At 36.6% G+C, this 18567-nt stretch carries 14 protein-coding genes and 1 pseudogene; 4 read left to right on the top strand and 11 right to left on the bottom strand.

Annotation, left to right across the window (positions count from 1 at the left end; all coding sequences use genetic code 11):
- Positions 1–903 precede the first annotated feature (903 nt).
- Together B371_RS0110800 and B371_RS0110795 are read left to right on the top strand one after the other, a co-directional pair.
- Positions 904–1164, top strand: a complete 261-nt coding sequence (locus tag B371_RS0110800) for a cory-CC-star protein (RefSeq protein ID WP_019414332.1) — start codon at positions 904–906, stop codon at positions 1162–1164.
- A 27-nt stretch (positions 1165–1191) separates the two neighbouring features.
- A complete protein-coding gene (locus B371_RS0110795; protein WP_019414331.1) occupies positions 1192–2148 on the top strand; it encodes an ArsA family ATPase in 957 nt (318 codons plus the stop codon).
- A 111-nt stretch (positions 2149–2259) separates the two neighbouring features.
- On the opposite strand, the pseudogene B371_RS21700 reads toward B371_RS0110795, so the two are convergent.
- A pseudogene (locus B371_RS21700) lies at positions 2260–3034 on the bottom strand (alpha/beta fold hydrolase).
- 271 nt (positions 3035–3305) lie between these two features.
- On the opposite strand from B371_RS21700, the gene B371_RS0110785 reads away from it, so the two are divergent.
- Positions 3306–4307, top strand: coding sequence for a sodium:calcium antiporter (locus B371_RS0110785; protein ID WP_019414329.1), 1002 nt, complete (start codon positions 3306–3308; stop codon positions 4305–4307).
- Between the two features lie 252 nt (positions 4308–4559).
- Positions 4560–6113 (top strand): BCCT family transporter, encoded by a 1554-nt coding sequence (locus B371_RS0110780; protein WP_026023031.1) that lies wholly within the window; start codon positions 4560–4562, stop codon positions 6111–6113.
- Between the two features lie 48 nt (positions 6114–6161).
- Here B371_RS0110780 and purU read toward each other — a convergent pair whose 3' ends face one another.
- The 10 genes from purU to B371_RS0110730 all read right to left on the bottom strand — a co-directional run.
- Complete coding sequence (gene purU / locus B371_RS0110775) at positions 6162–7061, bottom strand: formyltetrahydrofolate deformylase (RefSeq protein ID WP_019414327.1); 900 nt, start codon at positions 7059–7061, stop codon at positions 6162–6164.
- A 620-nt stretch (positions 7062–7681) separates the two neighbouring features.
- Entirely contained in the window at positions 7682–8977 is a 1296-nt protein-coding gene (gene aceA, locus B371_RS0110770) for an isocitrate lyase (RefSeq protein WP_019414326.1), read from the bottom strand.
- 83 nt (positions 8978–9060) lie between these two features.
- On the bottom strand, positions 9061–9360 hold the full coding sequence (locus B371_RS0110765) for a hypothetical protein (RefSeq protein WP_019414325.1): 300 nt from the start codon (positions 9358–9360) through the stop codon (positions 9061–9063).
- Between the two features lie 120 nt (positions 9361–9480).
- A complete protein-coding gene (locus B371_RS0110760) occupies positions 9481–11649 on the bottom strand; it encodes a malate synthase G (RefSeq protein WP_019414324.1) in 2169 nt (722 codons plus the stop codon).
- A gap of 250 nt (positions 11650–11899) precedes the next feature.
- Positions 11900–12688 carry an ABC transporter ATP-binding protein gene (locus B371_RS0110755; RefSeq protein ID WP_019414323.1) on the bottom strand — a complete coding sequence of 263 codons (789 nt, stop codon included), beginning with the start codon at positions 12686–12688 and terminating at the stop codon, positions 11900–11902.
- A gap of 65 nt (positions 12689–12753) precedes the next feature.
- Positions 12754–14010, bottom strand: coding sequence for an ABC transporter substrate-binding protein (locus B371_RS0110750; RefSeq protein ID WP_019414322.1), 1257 nt, complete (start codon positions 14008–14010; stop codon positions 12754–12756).
- A 73-nt stretch (positions 14011–14083) separates the two neighbouring features.
- Entirely contained in the window at positions 14084–15151 is a 1068-nt protein-coding gene (locus B371_RS0110745) for a branched-chain amino acid ABC transporter permease (protein ID WP_026023030.1), read from the bottom strand.
- Between the two features lie 4 nt (positions 15152–15155).
- Complete coding sequence (locus B371_RS0110740) at positions 15156–16040, bottom strand: branched-chain amino acid ABC transporter permease (protein ID WP_019414320.1); 885 nt, start codon at positions 16038–16040, stop codon at positions 15156–15158.
- Between the two features lie 3 nt (positions 16041–16043).
- Positions 16044–17906, bottom strand: a complete 1863-nt coding sequence (locus tag B371_RS21695) for an AMP-binding protein (RefSeq protein ID WP_019414319.1) — start codon at positions 17904–17906, stop codon at positions 16044–16046.
- Positions 17907–17922: 16 nt separating this feature from the next.
- Positions 17923–18567, bottom strand: a 645-nt coding sequence (locus B371_RS0110730; RefSeq protein WP_019414318.1) for an ABC transporter ATP-binding protein, incomplete at its 5' end; no start/stop codon positions are given.

Here is an 18567-nt window from a genome sequence, read left to right as displayed (position 1 = left end):
GTTCTTGACTCTTTATAGTTATAAACTTTCTTATGTTTTAAGAAAAACCGGGCAAAGTACGCCCGGTCCTTTAAGAGAGTCACAGTCAGTATCAACTTTGGTTTTCGGTATGATTTTCGTTACAACGCACTTTCATGTTTCGAAGCTAGCCTAGCGATGCAGAAACATACGGACGCGTTGAGCCCACTGAAAAAGTCTACCAGTATAAGACAGGATTGAGTATTCCCTATAATACCCTCTTCAGCGGTTCGGCTACCACTTGAAACGTGCCTACGCTGGTTCTGCATAACCATGTGGATACATCTAATACAGTACAGTTTTTATAGTTACACACTGTATCGTCTCGGACTTCTAGGTCGTTTGTAAATTATAAAGACAATTATAGGTGTCTTTTTAAATGTTTTTAAGAAATTCCAACAAAAAATGAAGACAATACATTATCTTGCCAGTCAATTGATAATATTCGGTGCTTTTATACTGGAAATCTTATTGAGCAGATGCTCAGTTGGAAAATTTGGCATCCAAGTTGGAAAAATGGACAGCCAAGTTGGAATTTTGAGACTCCAAGTTGGAAAAATCACGTTCCAAGTTGGAATAGATAAAATATGGAAAATAGGTCGCAGAAGACTTCTACTGTATAAATAAAAAGAAGCCTTTCTCCAAATAAAAAATTGAGATTAATCTCGATTTATTGAATTGTAGGAACTTTTTCAGTGACCTCACTGCGTTCCTGCGGGGACTTCAGCTCATGCTTTTAGCGGGACAGGTGAGAACCCGCAGTGGAGCGCACAATGGAACAAAGGCTAAAAACGCCTCAACACGAGGCATCGCCATTAGAACTTAGCTATTTTAAACATTAAACATCTCTATGAAAATATATATAATTTAGAAAAGGTGATAACAATGATACTTGATAAAATAAAAAAACTAATTTGTTTTTATGAAGAAGTATTGAGCATGCCCCATCGCCAGGAAATTGCACGGGAATTACGAGATGAAGATGATTTATTTCTTCTATTACTCTATTCAGAGATGATTGGTATTCCTAATCCCGTTTATTACTATACGCTTGAGCTTTACCCCTACATGATTGAGAAGTTTCATGATTGGCACTTAAGAATGGGAATGGAGAAATCACCCATGACTGGTATTCGTTGTTGTTAGGACGAGCTTATATAAAGGAGAATGGCTATGGAAGTTTTAAATAAAAGTATTATTTTCGTAGGTGGCAAAGGTGGTGTTGGGAAATCAACTTCGGCAGCTGCTATTGCATGGAAATCAGCCAGGCAAGGAAACCGAACGCTTTTAGTCTCAACTGATCCAGCACATAATGTTGGTGATATTTTCAACCGGAAAATTGGCGGAAAAACCGTTGAAATAGCTAGAAACCTATATGCACTTGAAATTGATCCAGAAATTGAAACAGCTTCTTATATTAAAGGGGTTAAAGAGAATATCAAGGGAATTGTGCATTCTAGTATGATGGAAGAAGTTCATCGTCAACTAGATACGGCTAAAGCTTCTCCTGGAGCTGATGAAGCCGCATTATTTGATAAGCTGATATCAATTATATTGGAAGAAAGAACCAACTTTGATAAGTTGGTTTTTGATACCGCCCCTACAGGCCATACCATTCGCCTTCTTACATTGCCAGAATTAATGGGGGTATGGATTAATGGTTTGCTAGAAAAACGCAAGAAAACTAACGAAAATTATGCTGCACTATTAAACGATGGTGAGCCAGTTGAAGATCCTATTTATGAAGTGTTAAAAACTAGACAAGATCGATTCTCTAAAGCAAGGGACATTCTACTCAATGAAAAAGAGACGGGTTTTATCTTTGTGTTGAATCCAGAGCGGCTTCCAATCTTAGAAACGGAAAAAGCAATTGAATTACTACAAAAATATCATATTCATATCAATACCTTGATTATCAATAAAGTTTTGCCAGATGAAATAGATGGAGCTTTTTTTCTAGAACGAAAAAAACATGAAAAGAAGTATACTCAATTGATTGAGGCAACATTTTCACGACAACAACTAATCTATATCCCATTATTTTCACAAGACATCAACAGTAAAAATCAATTGGAGTTTTTTAGTCAATATTTCATTGATGTTAACAATGAAGTCATCACGAATGTATGAATACAAAACTCTCTTTAGTAAGTGAAATGAGCAGCCGAAATTGCATCTTCGGCTGCTTTCTTATTAAAATTAAACTTGAACCACTTTCTATTAATCAACAAGAAAAAATAATTACACTCCACTAACTTGCATGTTATTCGTATTTATAAACTGACTTATCATTTCATTCAACTCTTTAGGAGCTTTTGTTGGTATCTGATGACCCACATTTTTAATAAACTTCAAATGATTAAATGCAAGATTTCTTTGTAATATCTTTGCATATGGATGGAAGAGATTATCCTTTGCTCCATAAACCAGTAATACAGGCAGCCTGATATTCACAAGCTGGGCTGTACAATTATAGTACATACTATTTTTGTAATACTGCTCGATGTTTCTGGCATCGTCTTTTTTAGCCTCTCTGGTTAGGTTTTTACACATATGAAGATTATTAGCATTGCCGCTTGAAACACATAGAGAAAGAAATGAAATTGCTCCTTTATTCGATATGGATCTTGCTACATTAATTTTTCTCATTAGATATTTGTCTCTCACTTCAGACATTCCACTTATCGAAACCCCACCTAATGCTCGGTTAGCATAAGTTAGCAAAAATTCCATGACAATGGTTCCTCCAGTAGAATATCCACATATGAGTGCTTTATCAACTTCCAAAGTGTCCAATAATTTCACGATATCTTTAGCAATCAAAGAATAGGTAATAGGGCTATTTGAATACCCACTCCTTCCATGGCCTCTAATATCAAAAGTGATAACTTGATAATCACGAGATAGTTCATTTAGTTGGTACTCAAAATTAATAGAAGTTAATAACGGTGGTTGGGACTCCACTTCCCTTAACGTTGTAATATAAATCGATTCCGTCCAAATCTAATACTGGCATCTACTTTTCTCACACCCCTATTTGTTTGAAGAAATTAATAATCCCTATAAACATGAACATATATTATAGTTTAATTGTTGGAAGTTTATCCAACGATTATATTTGTTAAACAAGGCACAGCATTAGAACTCTTGCATAACCATTACAAGAAATAAATTTCCTTTTTAAAGTTTTTGCTTTTAATTGTAATGAAATAGACTACTCCTTAATAAAATTATAAGATACGTGGTTATTTTCGGAGGATTTCCCGTGTTGCAAAAGGGGGTAGGAAATGGTCTTTATAATTTTTGGATTAGCAGCAATTATTACGGTTTTAGCAGCAATTGAATTGTCCAATAGTGCTGATATTTTAAGTAAAAAAACTTCTCTTGGTGGCTTTTTGGTTGGAACATTGTTGCTAGGAGGAGCTACTTCATTACCAGAGTTTACGACGAGCATTTCTTCAATTGTAATTAATAATCCAGATATTGCAGTAGGAAATTTATTAGGTTCGAACATGTTTAACATATTTATTATTGCTTGCTTTGATCTTTATTATAGAAAAAAACGATTGTTTGAACTAGCGAGTCCTGGACACATGTATACAGCAGGACTTGGTCTAACTCTATCCGCCATGACTCTTGTGGCTTTGTTACAAAAGTCAGAGTATACGGTTCTTTGGATTGGTGCTGATTCACTGTTAATTGTGTTTATTTATGGTGCAGGTATGTTTGTGATAAGCAGAGTTACGACTGAATTAACTGACAATCAAGTTATGGCTCTTGATTTCGGAGAGAAAGTGAAAGAGAATTCCAAGTCTACACCATCACTACTGCGAGCCCTTTTCACCTTTTTTATAGCAGCGATTATTATTATGATAACAGGAACTTTGTTATCGGTTTCAGGAGATACTATTGCAGATATCACAGGAATTGGTTCAACTTTCATTGGCAGTTTTCTCATGGCAGCTACAACCTCATTACCCGAAGCAGTTGCCGTATTAATTGCATTAAGACTCAGAAATGTTAATCTTGCTATCGGTTCAATCCTTGGAAGTAATATTTTTAACTTGTTAATACTAGTGGGGACCGACATCATATATACGAGAAATCCTATTTTCGCAGTCGTTGCTCCATTACATGAAATTACGGCAATGACAGTGACTGGACTATCCGTATTAATCACTCTTTCTTTAATGCGCAATAAAGTCAAGTCCACACTTTCTTACATGATCCCTTCTCTTTTAATCATTATTGGATACTTTATAGCCTTTTACCTAATTTTTAATGGTTGATTAAGTATACATACTGAAAGCTGCCATCCGTAAAGGCAGCTTTTTATATTTAAAATACTGGTCTTTTTTAAGGGTATCTATATTTTTTGAAGGTAGATTGTAATTCTTCTTAAAGACACATGCTTAAAAGTAGAGAGGTCATTTTAAGCAACGTATATCAGAAATGGTATCATTTAGGATAACCCAATATAATGTACATGCTCATAAACCTTATGTATAATAGAAAAATGTTTTAAAAAGGAGGGGATTTTGCTGAATAAGGATATTTGGAAAAATCCAGTATTTACAATTTCAGCGGTTGTAATCTTAATACTAGTAATTTTGGGTGCAGCAATTCCTAAAAAGTTTGGGGCAGTTGCAGACTCACTATTTACTTTTACAACGGTCAATTTTGGTTGGTTCTTTTTATTGGCAGTCTTCATTATTATTGTTTTTTTAATTTGCTTAGCTATTAGCAAATATGGAACGATTAGACTTGGAGGCGATGAGGAACGACCGGAGTTTTCGTTCTTTACATGGATTGCCATGCTTTTCTCTGCTGGTTTTGGGGTAGGACTCGTGTTTTGGGGTATTGCAGAACCAATGAGTCATTTTTTCACATCACCAATTCCTGAAGTGGAAGCTCAGACTCAACAAGCTGCTCGGGTCGCAATGGGTTATTCTTTCTTCCATTGGGGAGTTAGTCAATGGTCGGTTTTTGCAATCGTTGGCTTAGTCATGGGATTTATGCAATATCGCAAAAAGCAGAATGGTCTTGTGTCCACAGCGTTAGAACCTGTAACAGGAACAAACCGTTCAGTCAAAGCGACTATCGATACATTTGCCGTAGTAGCAACTGTTATGGGAATCGCAACCTCATTAGGACTTGGGATTTTGCAAATTAATGGTGGATTGGATGCCGTTTTTAATACGGGAACATCGTTTTTCATCCAACTTATCATCATACTCATAATATTTATTGCCTATATGGCTTCATCTTCTACTGGATTAGACAAAGGAATTCGCTATCTCAGTAATCTCAATCTAATAGTTGCACTTATATTAATGGCGTTTGTTTTTATTGCTGGCCCTACAGTATTTATTCTTGAAACATTCACGCTAGCAATTGGCGATTATTTCACCAATTTCATACAATACAGCCTTAGACTACAACCTTATCAACAAGGAACATGGGTTAGGGACTGGACAATTTTCTACTGGGCGTGGGCAATTGCATGGTCTCCATTTGTCGGTGCATTCGTAGCCCGCGTTTCTAGAGGACGTACAATTCGAGAATTTATCATTGGTGTCATGGTCATTCCACCGGCTATTGCTTGCCTTTGGATTGCAGTGTTCGGCGGTACAGCTCTGTGGTTTGATTTGAATAAACAGACTAAAATCGCGGAAGCTGTCAACGTTGATTTGACATCAGCTCTCTTCGAAACGTTTTTACAGTTGCCGTTAACGACGATTTTATCGGTATTATCGATTATTTTAATTTTCACGTTCCTTGTCACATCTGCCGATTCAGCAACATACATCTTGGCTAGTATGACAACTAACGGTAGCCATGTCCCACCATTATTCGCTAAACTAGTTTGGGGCTTCTTAATGTCAGCAATTGCAGGTGTACTGTTATTTGCAGGTGGACTTCGTGCACTCCAGACTGCTTCGCTAATTTCAGCTTTGCCATTTACAGTATTGCTGCTTCTACTAATTATTTCGATTAGCAAGCTGCTAAAGAAAGAGCCAATTCCGATTAGGAAAGCTGATGTACGGAGGTTCGAACGATTACAAAAAGCTATTAAGAAGAAAAAAGAAGAGTAGTAGAAAAAAGGTTGATTCTTTATGAATCAACCTTTTTTCATACAATTTTTAGAACACAATTGTTTTATTGCCATCAACAATTATTCGATCCTCCAGATGCCATTTAACAGATCGTGCTAGTACGCTACGCTCAATAGAACGACCAATTTTTTTCATCCCTTCGATATTATCTCTATGATCAACACGCATCGTATCCTGTTCAATGATTGGACCCTCATCTAAATCATTCGTGACGTAATGAGAAGTGGCTCCTATTAACTTAACCCCTCTTTGGTACGCACGATTATACGGACGTGCGCCAACAAAGGCAGGTAAGAAGGAATGATGAATATTAATGATTCGATTTGGGTTAGCTTCTACAAATGTTGGAGTTAATATTTGCATATAGCGAGCTAACACAATCAATTCTACTGCATAATCTTCTAGTAATTTCAATTGCTTACTTTCTACGTCTTCGCGATTATCTAGACCAGTTGGGATATAAACGAAAGGAATGTCAAAGCTCTCTACCAACTCTCTAGCATCCTCATGATTACTAATAACTAAAACGATTTCAGTCATTAGATCACCACTTTGCCATTCAAAGAGAAGCTCTCGAATACAGTGGAGATCCTTTGAGACAAAAATAGCCATACGTTTCACTTCTGACGGAAACGTCATTTTCCACTCCATTGAGAAATTCTCTGCTATTGATAAGAATCTAGTTTTCATTTCTTCCTTTTGATCTGGGAGGGATGGACAATCAAATTCGATGCGTATAAAAAAGTTACCTCTTTCGTGATTTGTTGAATACTGGCTAGACTCAATAATATTTGCATTGTATTGAAATAAAAAGCGTGAAGTAGCCGCAATGATACCTGGCTGATCAAGACAACGAATTAATAAACAACCTCGATTTATTCGTTGTGCCTTATATTGCTGTAGTTGTGCATCTATATCCCTCTTCATATGTCTCCTCCTCCAAGCAAATATGCCTTTTCAAAATAGATTATTAGATATGATACTATTCGATTTAGTTTCAAAATGCTAGAGGGAGAATGAATTTTTCACCAGATAATGCGTTTAGCTTTTTTGATATTTAGTGTAAGTCAAACACAATCATTTTAATGGACAACAAAGGCAAATCACTTCAATCATGTTTGTTTATATCACAAGAATTGGGAACGCTATCCTACTTATAGTCTTCTGAAAAAGCACCGAAAGCATTTCCATATTTTATCTATTCCAACTTAGAGTGTGATTTTTCCAACTTGGACTCGTATTTTTCCAACTTGGAAGCCAAAAATTCCAACTTGGACACCAAATTTTCCAACTGAGCAAACGCTCACCTAAATATTCGTTGATAATACTCTATGTATTTAGTAAATCAGTTGAAAAAATAACGCTATTTTCTTCACTTCTCACGGAAAACTCTAAAATCTATTAAAAATTGTCACTCAAATAAGTATATCTTCATTAGCCATGAAAGCTTTGGTCGAACGGAACAGTAAAACATCAAAAAATTAGCCCTTTCTCGAAGTATTCTCAAGAAAAGGCTAATACACAATATCATTTCAACTCTATTACTATTAAACTTCTAATTTTTCTTTTTGAAACTGCTCGGCTTCAGTCGAACCTTTTAAAGCAGTAGTAGATGATGTTCCACCTGAAATAACAAGTGACACCTCGTCAAAGTAACCTGTTCCTACTTCACGTTGATGTCGAGTTGCTGTATAGCCACTTTCTTCAGCAGCGAACTCTGCTTCTTGTAACTCTGAATATGCTGCCATTCCTGACTCTTTATAGCGTTTAGCAAGATCGAACATTCCGTAGTTAAGAACATGGAATCCTGCTAGTGTAACGAATTGGAATTTGTATCCCATTTTACCTAGCTGTTGTTGGAAACTTGCAATCGTTTCTTGGTCTAGTTTCTTTTTCCAATTAAACGATGGTGAGCAATTGTATGCTAGAAGCTTGCCAGGGAATTTTGCGTGAATCGCATCAGCAAACTTTTGTGCTTCTTCAATACTTGGCTCAGATGTTTCACACCAGATAAGATCTGCATATGGAGCATAAGCAAGGCCACGAGAGATCGCTTGATCAATACCATCATTTGTATGATAGAATCCTTCTGGCGTGCGTTCTCCTGTAATAAATTGGCGGTCATACGGATCAACATCACTTGTTATTAGATTTGCTGCATTTGCATCTGTACGAGCAATGATGATTGTTGGTACACCCATTACGTCAGCAGCTAAACGTGCTGCAATCAAGTTGCGTACTGCTGTTTGAGTAGGAAGTAATACCTTCCCGCCTAAGTGACCACATTTCTTTTCAGATGATAACTGATCTTCTAAATGAACACCACCAGCGCCTGCTTCAATCATCGATTTAGTTAATTCAAATACGTTAAGCGTTCCACCAAAACCGGCTTCCATATCTGCAACAATTGGAGCGTACCAATAAGTATCTCCTTTTCCTTCTGCTTGCTGAATTTGATCAGCACGTTGTAACGTTTGGTTAATTCTTTTTACTACCTGGGGTACGCTATTACTAGGATATAAGCTTTGGTCTGGATACATGTGACCTGATAGATTGGCATCTGCGGCAACTTGCCATCCACTTAAGTAAATTGCTTTTAACCCTGCTTTAACTTGTTGCATTGCTTGATTTCCTGTCAGTGCTCCAAGTGCATTTACATAGTCTTCTGTGTTAACAAGATCCCATAAACGATTAGCCCCTAAAGTTGCAAGTGTTTGTTCAACTACGACTGATCCCCTTAACTTCACTACTTCTTCAGCTGTGTATGGACGTTCTACTCCATTCCAGCGATCTTGATTCCAACTTTCCGTTAATTGTTCAGCTTGCAATTTTCGATTTGTCATTTTATTCTCTCCCTTTTTATAATTTTGTTATAACACATACATCAAATATATTGTTTGTTATATAACAGACGAGTTAAAAAAATTTATTCAAGATATGCACAACATTGAATCGCTTCTTTAAAACTTGAGTAATCCAATCCGCAAGCTCGGCACATATTAATTTGTTCCACTTGTTCTTCTTTTCTAAAGACTACTACTTGAGAAACTGCTTGTGGTTCTATAACCCACTCTCCTGTTGATGTTTTAGATAAGCTGTGTGCTTCATTCCCATAAACAAAAAGTGTTTTTTCAAGCTCTTCACTAGACTTTCCTACCTCAACATTTTGATTGATCCATCTCTCAATCATTTCTCTTCCTGGCGTTTCAGATTGTTGTAATGTCATTTAAATACCTCCATTTATTTTTTATAATTCTAATATATAACAGTAATTAATTATATGCAACTGTTTTATAACAGTTGCATACTTTTTATTAAATTTTTATTTATTTATGGTTATTATTAATTACCCTTTTGTAGCATATCTACTTGCCTTAAATTCTTGACGTCGACGATGTAAAATAGGCTCAGTGTAGCCACTTGGCTGACTTTCCCCTTCAAAAACAAGCTCTCTAGCTGCTTGGAATGCAATAGAACGATCAAAATCAGTTGACATGGGTTGATATAGTGGATCAGCACTGTTTTGGTCATCAACAACTTTGGCCATTCGCTTTAACGTTTCCATTATTTGCTCTTCTGTACAGATGCCATGATGAAGCCAATTCGTCATATGTTGACTTGAAATCCGAAGTGTTGCTCGATCTTCCATTAACCCAACATTATGAATATCAGGAACTTTTGAACAGTCGATGCCATGTTCAACCCAACGAACCACGTAACCAAGAAGCCCTTGCGCATTGTTGTCGAGTTCTTGTTGAATATCACTAGTTGACCATCTGTCTGTAGCTAATGGCAACGTTAAAATGTCATCAGTTCTGTCTTGAATTTCGTGTTTCAGTCTTTCTTGAACACTCGTAACAAGCAACTGATGGTAGTGTAAAGCGTGCAAAGTAGCTGCCGTTGGAGATGGTACCCAGGCTGTATTTCCTCCTGCTTGTAAATGACCGATTTTCTGGTCCAACATATCTTTCATACGATCCGGCATTGCCCACATCCCTTTACCTATTTGGGCACGTCCTTGCAATCCGCAGGTTAAACCTGTATCTACATTCGACTTTTCATATGATTGTAGCCAAATGGAATTTTTCATCTCATTCTTACGTATAACTGGTCCAGCCTGCATTGAGGTATGGATTTCATCTCCTGTACGATCCAAAAAACCTGTATTGATAAAAACAATTCGTTCTTTTACTTCACGTATACAGTTTTCAAGATTTAAAGAAGTTCTTCGCTCTTCATCCATTACACCAATTTTTACAGTATAGCGTTCAAGCCCTAAAAGATCTTCTACCTTATTAAACAACTCATTGGCAAATGCAACTTCTGGTGAACCATGCATTTTAGGTTTTACAATATAAACAGAACCTTTATCAGAATTGTTCAGATTCCCTCTCCCTAAAAGGTCATGCTTTGCTAATAAACTGGTGATCACTGTATCTATTATACCTTCAGGAACTTCCTGATTTTGTTGGTCCAAAACCATATTCGTTGTCATTAAATGACCAACATTTCGTACGAGTAATAGTGAGCGGCCGCGTAAAGTAAGTTCATTTCCACTTACTGCGTGATACTTTCTGTCAGCATTTAACTTCCTTGTTATATCAAGTTCACCTTTTTTAAATGTTGCCGTAAGGGTTCCATTCATAAGACCAAGCCAATTTCGATACACCAATACCTTATCTTCTGCATCGACCGCCGTTACCGAATCCTCGCAGTCCATAATGGTTGTTAACGCAGATTCAATTAATAGATCTTTTACTCCTGCTAAATCTGTCTTTCCAACTGGGTGCTGTCTATCTAATTGAACCTCTACATGCAAGCCATTGTTGTTTAGCAGAATTGCTGTTGGTGAAGCCTTGTCACCATTAAATCCAATAAATTTCGATGGTTCACGCAGACCAGTTTGCACGCTACCTTGAACAATGACTAGTTGATTCTGTTCAATTCGATATTCAGTCGATTGAGCGTGTGACCCCTTTTCTAAAGGAGCAATTTGATCTAAAAATTCACGTGCAAACTCAACAACTTTTTGTCCTCTAACTGGATTGTAGGTAGACCCTATCTCGGCACCATTTTTTTCACTAATCACATCAGTTCCGTAAAGAGCATCATACAAGCTTCCCCACCTAGCATTTGCTGCATTAATTGCATAGCGTGCGTTATTGACGGGAACGACTAGCTGCGGTCCTGCCTGAAGGGCAATTTCATTATCTACATTTTCGGTTGAAATTTTAAAGGAATCCCTTTTAGGTTCCCAGTAACCAATTTGTCGTAAGAACGCCTCATACATTCCACGATTTTCAGACCAATTATTTTGGTTATGCCACTGATCAATTTTTTCCTGAAGTTCATTTCTAATTGTTAATAGTTTTCGGTTTTTTGGACCCATTTCCGCAATAAGCTGACTAAATCCTGACCAGAATGTTTCACTTGAAATCTCGCTACCTGGTAATGCTTCTTCTTCAACAAACTGATAAAATTCACTTTCAATTTTTAAACCATTTCGTTCAATCACAGTATCGCCCCTCTTTTTGTTATATAACAGTAATTATATTTTATATTGTATTATAACACAACCTTTTTATGATACTGTTTAAGGGAAAGTTTTAAAAATATTGTTCCAGTAATCTTTCTTTACGACCAAGCTATTTAATACTACATTTAAAAAAACAAAAATATCCAGCAACTATAACAGTTACTGGATTTTTTATTTTTTATAATTTGCAGTGCAGTTCTAAGAAAGTTAAAAAAGTAGAAAACCCGTACTAAACGAATCGTACTTTCTTTTTATATGATTTCCCTTCATGGAAACTCTTTTTACCTTTATCATTCATCCCCAGATAAAATTCGCGGACTTCTTCATTAGCTAATAATGAATCGACAGGTCCCTCTAATGCAATTCTTCCATTTTCCATAATATAACCATAATCAGCAATGGATAATGCTACATTTGCGTTTTGCTCAACGACAAGAATAGACATTCCCTCTTCCTTATTAATTTGTTTAATATTTTGGAAAATCTCTTTTACAAGTAAAGGTGCAGTTCCCAGTGAAGGCTCATCTAGTAGAAGTAATTTTGGTTTTGCCATAATCCCTCTGCCTATAGCTAACATCTGCTGCTCTCCACCAGATAGTAAACCTGATGCTTTATTTCTTAATGCCTTCAACTTTGGAAAGTAGTGGTAGACTCTTTCCAAATCACTAGGAATTTTGTTTCGATCTTTTCTTGTATAAGCACCAGCCATTAGGTTTTCTTCAACAGTTAAATGTTTAAAAACCCTCCTGCCTTCAATACACTGAAAGATTCCACTCTTCACAATTTGATCTGGATCAATTCCATTAATTTTTTGCCCTTGGAACTCTATTACACCACTTGTAACTTGACCATTTTCTTTACTTAATAAACCGGATATAGCTTTCAACGTTGTTGATTTGCCTGCTCCGTTGCTACCCAAAAGAGCAACAATTTTACCTTCTGGAACTTCAAGAGACATTCCTTTTAAAACTAATATAATTTTCGAATAAGCAACTTCGATATTACTAAGACGGAGCATATGTCAACCTCCTTAATTTAAAAATATAGAGGGACACTAGAACAAAATGTCCCCTCTATCAAGAATTATTTATCGCTAATACCAAAGTACTCTGTAATTATTTCCCACTCGCCATCTTTAAGTTGACCTAAACGGATTTTGTCAGTACCCGAATGGTCATCAGGAGCGAAAGAAACATCTGCAGCTAATCCCTGTAAATCGAAATTATCAATTGTTTCAATTGCAGCTTTAATATCTGTACCCTTAATATCGCCACCATCTGTTTGATCGATCGCAATACCTATCGCTTCTGCCATAATACTTGCCGTTGCCCAACCTTGAACGAACTTTTGGTTTATATCCTCTACAGTTTTACCTTTTGAATCTAAATATTCAATAATTGGTTCCATACCTGGCAGGTCTTCAGTAGGGAAAGCATGTGTTACTACTCCAATAAAGCCATCTAAAGCATCAACCCATTGTTGGTTATCTGCTCCAGCAGGTATTAGACCTTCACCAGCAGTCCAGTTTAACCCCATAAATTGAGTATCATCCCAGCCTAAAGATGTCGCATCACGTACAACGTTTCTTGTTTGACCCCATGTATAGTTAATAATTGTATAATCTGGTGCTTCATTATTTTGTTCCCATGTTTGTAGCGTAGTCAGTGGGTTTGTATCACCAAGTTCAATTAAAATATCTGGTGTAATTTCCACAACGCCTGCTAGATTTTCTGTTGCATAGTCTTTAATATCTTGAATTGGAGATTCACTGAAAGGATGACCTTTATGATAAACTAAAGCCACTTTTGCAGGTGAATCGCCTTTATGATTTTCTTCAATCCACTCAAGAATTGCTCGACCTTGATCTGAATAGCTTGCTGCAGTCAAGTAATTATAACCACTTTCACTACCTGTATCTTTTAAGTTTTCAGAATACGAAGCTGAGAAAAACGGAATTTTGTCATTGATAATTTGTTTTCTTAGCGCTTCTGTATCTGCTGTACCCCATCCAAGAACAGCTGCCACTTCATGTCGGTCTCTTAAGCTTTGATAAACTTGTTGAGCACGGCTTGTATCGTAAGCATAATCTTCACCAATAAAATCAACCTTATAGCCATTTACTCCGCCTTTAGAGTTAATGTACTCAAAATACGCTCGTTCTCCTTCAGCATATGGTGCGCCTACATCGCCAGTAGCCCCTGTTTCATCAAATAATCCACCGATTTTAATTACTTTTTCACCATCACCAGTAGGTTCTGCACCCTCATCCCCACAAGCTGCAAGTATACCAAGAAGTAGTACCAGACTAACCAATACGAAACTTAACTTTTTCTTAAACAAATAAATACCCCCTTGTTTTATCTATACTTAAAAATCTCATGAAGAGATTTTAGAAGTCAATCTAATGAACAACTTATTCTTTAGTAGAAAATGGCCATAATTTGAAGTAGTTTTTAATATTATTCCAAATGTTTACTAAGCCACCTGGTTCAAATACTAAGAATAAAATTAGTACCAATCCAAAAACAAATTCACGGAATGAAGAAAGTAATGAATATGCATCTGGTATAAACATTGTTAGATATTCCACCATATAACCTAGTCCTACTGGTAATAAGGTAATAAACACAGCACCTAATATTGCACCAAACACACTTCCTAAACCACCTACTAAAATCATAGCTAAATACTGAATAGAAACTTGAATACTATAAAGCTCTACAGTAACAATCATTGTGTAGTGAGCTAGTAGCGCTCCTGCAATACCAACTATGAATGAGCTAATAGCGAATGACATAACTTTGTAACTAAATAAGTTAATCCCCATAATTTGTGCTGCTACATCTCGATCACGTACGGCTAAGAATGCACGGCCCGTCCTAGTTCTAAATAAATTTAGCGCATAAATCGTTGTCAAAACTGCAACAACCAAGCACAGATAGTAATAACTGTTTTGGTCATAAAACGAGAATCCACCAATAGATGGGCGTTCCAGTACCATCCCAGATCCACCGCCAGTTACACTTTCCCAGTTCCCAATGACCCATAGAATGATTACTTGAGCTGCCAATGTCGCAATGGCTAAATATAAACCTTTCAGCCTAAGAGATGGAATTCCGAACAAACCACCGATGATTGCAGTAATTAATCCTGCAAGTGGCAGCGAAATCCAAAAACTCAATCCATATGTTGTTGTAAATATGGCTGAAGTATAACCCCCTACTGCTAAAAACGCGCCCACTCCTACTGATATTTGACCAGTAAATCCAGTTAAAATATTTAAACCTATAGCTCCAATTACAGCAATAGCACATAAAGTGGCTAACCCAATCACATAATTAGAAGCAAATAAGGGAATCAAAAATAGTAAAATGACTATAATTAGCATCCTTCTTTTCACCCGGGGATTCCTGTACAAAGCCATGTCTTTCGTGTAACTCGTTTTGTAATTTCCGGATTCCATGACAAATGGATTCTTCATTCACTCACACCCTTTCAATTCCACCCTTACCAAAGAGACCATATGGTTTAATCATTAAGATAATTATTACAACGATAAATGGTATTACTTCCTTTATACCTCCACCTAAAATCGGCTGTAGATAACCTACAGATAAGCTTTGCAAAATACCAATTATGAAGCCTCCAACAATTGCACCTGGAATACTATCTAGTCCCCCTAAAATAACAACCGGGAGAACAGTTAAACCAATTGTTGCCATAGAAGCGTCTACTCCATTAATGTTACCTAATAGAACCCCACCTACTGCAGCAACTAGCGCAGCGATTCCCCATGTGATTGCATATACCGATTTAACACTAATCCCCATCGATAACGCAGCCATTTGGTCATCAGCAACAGCACGCATTGCAAGTCCCATTTTTGATTTCTTGAAGAATATTGTAAACACACCTAGTAAAAATAGGACAATAAAGAATGACCATAAATAAACTGGAGAAATGATAATTCCCCAAAACTGAATTAATTCAGACGAGAAAATAGGTGGGAATGATTTAGTTTGGTGTCCCCAAATCATGTGAACTACGCCTGCTAATAAACTAGACAAACCAATCGTCGCCATAATGACAGATATGACTGGTGCATTTATTAATGGCCTTAGAACAACCCTTTCAACCGCCATCCCTAACAAAGCATTGAACACCAGGGTTAGTATGAAAGCAATAACAAATGGTATTTTGTAAATGGTCACTAGCATAAGACAAATATAGGATCCTATTAAAACAAATTCTCCATTAGCAAAATTTAAGGCATCACTTGCCTTATAAATTAGAACAAAGCCAAGAGCAACTAGAGCGTAAATACTACCAACAACAACCCCTGTTATAAGCATTTGAAAGAAAAATGTCATTGTTTAGGTCACCTCCAGTCCTTTAACTTGATTTGTTGTTGTTTCACCGTTTACTTTACTACCTGATCCATAAAGATCTTCTATAGTATCTTGGTACTTTTCAATAACAAAGTTTCTTCTAACTTTCCGAAGTCTTGTTAATTCTTGATCAGCTGTACTTAGTTCTTTTTGAAGTAGAATAATTTCCTTCACTTGTAGCCTTTTAGGTAATGTTTTCATAATTGAATCTAGTTCTTTATCAATAAGATAAACAACTTCCGGAATTTGAACAAGATCAGAATATTGTGTGTACACAAATTGGTTTTTCTCCGCCCATCTACCTACGTTATCCAAGTCAATATTAACCATGGCAACGATATTTGGACGATCTTTTCCTATAACTACCGCTTCACGAACATAAGGACTAAGTTTTATTTTATTTTCAATATACGCTGGAGAGATCTTTTCACCTTCTGATGAATAGAAAACATCGTCCATACGATCAATTACATAAAGATGACCATCTTCACCAATGTATCCTGCATCACCCATATGCATCCAACCATCGTTAAGAGTTTGTTGAGTTGTAGCTTCATCCTTATAATATCCTTGGAAAAGACCTGGACTTTTGACTAAAATCTCACCTTGCTCAGATATTTTAACTTCTGTATGTGGAAGAGGTACACCAACGCTCTCCAAGTTAATATCTCCATTACGATGCGCAAAGGCAATTCCTGATAACTCAGCAGAGCCATATGTTTGCTTTAAGTTAACACCTATTCCATGGAAAAATTCAAGTACTTCTCTTCCAATGGAACCGCCTCCAATATAAGCACTTTTTACCCTTGCTAAACCTAAGTGATCTCGAATTGCACTGAAGATTAAATAATCTCCAATCGTAAACATTACCTTAGTCCCTAAAGATACCGGATTATTATGAAGTTTTGCTTTAGCCATTTCTTCACCGTAAGGTTTGAATAAATTGTAAACAACCTTTTTAAGACCGGTAGATCCCTGAATACGCAATTTGAACTTAGAGAGAATATTTTCATACATTCTAGGTGGAGCAAATATCACATGCGGACCAATTTCCCTTAAATCACCCTCAACTGTTGATGTTTCTTCAGGAAAGTTGATAGTGATCCCATGACAAATGGACATAGTCACATTCATTACTTGTTCCCCAATCCATGCTAGAGGAAGAAAAGAAAGATAGTCATCACCTTTTTTAACTGGTTCAATTTCCACCATATAATCCGCTACAGAGATTAAATTTTGATGTGTCAAAAGTACTCCTTTTGGCTCTCCAATTGTTCCAGAGGTATATGCAATAATCGCTGTGTCGTTAGCCTTACTTTTGACAATATGCTTTTGGAACTCAGCAGAATTGTTGTCATCAAAGTCTTTGCCCAACTCTTGTACATCCGCTATATCTATTAACTTAGGATGATTGTATTTTCTCATGCCTTTAGATTTATAGTAGATAATCTTAGTAATGTTAGGTATTTCTCCTTCAATACTTAGTAATCTATCAACTAGTTCTTGGTCTTCAGCGATAACAACTTTCGCATCGCAATGATTCAACATATAAACTAATTCGGAAGGTGTAGATTCTTGGTAAACACCAACTGCAATTCCTCCAACACTTTGTGCAGCTAATTCAGCAAAAAGCCATTGCGGTTTATTTTCTCCAATAATAGCCAACTTGTCTCCCTGCTTAAAATCTAACGATTGAACAAGTCCTAAAGCAAGTTGTTTTACATTTACAAAGTAGGAAGACCATGTTATTTTATTCCAAATACCCAAGTACTTTTGTCTCATTGCAACTTCATTACCTTTATTTTCCGCATTATTTAGCAGTAGTTGCGGCAACGTTTTTTCAGTCATTTTTCATTGCCTCCTTTTAAACAGTTTCTTCTTCTCCTAAATAAGCTTTAATTACTTCTGGATTATTTTGAATTTCTTCTGGTGTGCCAAAACCAATTAATTTCCCGAAATCTAGTACTGCTATATGATGAGATAAGTCCATAATCACGCCCATATCGTGTTCTATTAAAACAACTGTCATGCCTTTGATTTCATGCATATCAATAATATAGCGAGCCATATCTGCTTTTTCACTACTGTTCATTCCTGCCATTGGCTCATCTAGTAAAATCATTTTTGGATTAAGAGCGAGTGCTCTTCCTACCTCTACTCGTTTTTGGAGTCCGTATGGTAATGTCCCTACAGGAACGTTACGTATATCCTGCATTTCGAGAAATTCAATCACTTCTTCCACTGCATGTCTGTGCTCAACTTCTTCTTTTTGAGCAGCACCCCAATACATACCACCTGCAAAAAGGCCCGATTTCATGTGAACATGTCTACCTAGTTTAAGATTATCTAAAACTGACATATGAGCAAATAGAGCAATATTTTGGAATGCACGGGCAATTCCAAGAGCTGTCCTGTTATAAGGTTTAATCGTCAAAATTTCTTGACCTTGGAACTTCATAGAACCTTCCATAGGTTGATATAGCCCACTAACCCGACTTTCGGCAGTTTT

The organism is Paenisporosarcina sp. TG20, from assembly GCF_000286315.1.
GTDB lineage: Bacteria > Bacillota > Bacilli > Bacillales_A > Planococcaceae > Paenisporosarcina.
Note: the sequence above shows the minus strand (reverse complement) of the source record. Positions and strands in the feature narration are given on the sequence as shown.

Coding starts and splice junctions, on each gene's coding strand:
- B371_RS0110765 (WP_019414325.1), bottom strand. CDS start 9,360: ATGACATTACAACAATCTGAAACGCCAGGAAGAGAAATGATTGAGAGA.
- B371_RS0110795 (WP_019414331.1), top strand. CDS start 1,192: ATGGAAGTTTTAAATAAAAGTATTATTTTCGTAGGTGGCAAAGGTGGT.
- B371_RS0110740 (WP_019414320.1), bottom strand. CDS start 16,040: ATGACATTTTTCTTTCAAATGCTTATAACAGGGGTTGTTGTTGGTAGT.
- B371_RS0110745 (WP_026023030.1), bottom strand. CDS start 15,151: ATGAAGAATCCATTTGTCATGGAATCCGGAAATTACAAAACGAGTTAC.
- aceA (WP_019414326.1), bottom strand. CDS start 8,977: ATGACAAATCGAAAATTGCAAGCTGAACAATTAACGGAAAGTTGGAAT.
- purU (WP_019414327.1), bottom strand. CDS start 7,061: ATGAAGAGGGATATAGATGCACAACTACAGCAATATAAGGCACAACGA.
- B371_RS21695 (WP_019414319.1), bottom strand. CDS start 17,906: ATGACTGAAAAAACGTTGCCGCAACTACTGCTAAATAATGCGGAAAAT.
- B371_RS0110800 (WP_019414332.1), top strand. CDS start 904: ATGATACTTGATAAAATAAAAAAACTAATTTGTTTTTATGAAGAAGTA.
- B371_RS0110785 (WP_019414329.1), top strand. CDS start 3,306: ATGGTCTTTATAATTTTTGGATTAGCAGCAATTATTACGGTTTTAGCA.
- B371_RS0110755 (WP_019414323.1), bottom strand. CDS start 12,688: ATGCTCCGTCTTAGTAATATCGAAGTTGCTTATTCGAAAATTATATTA.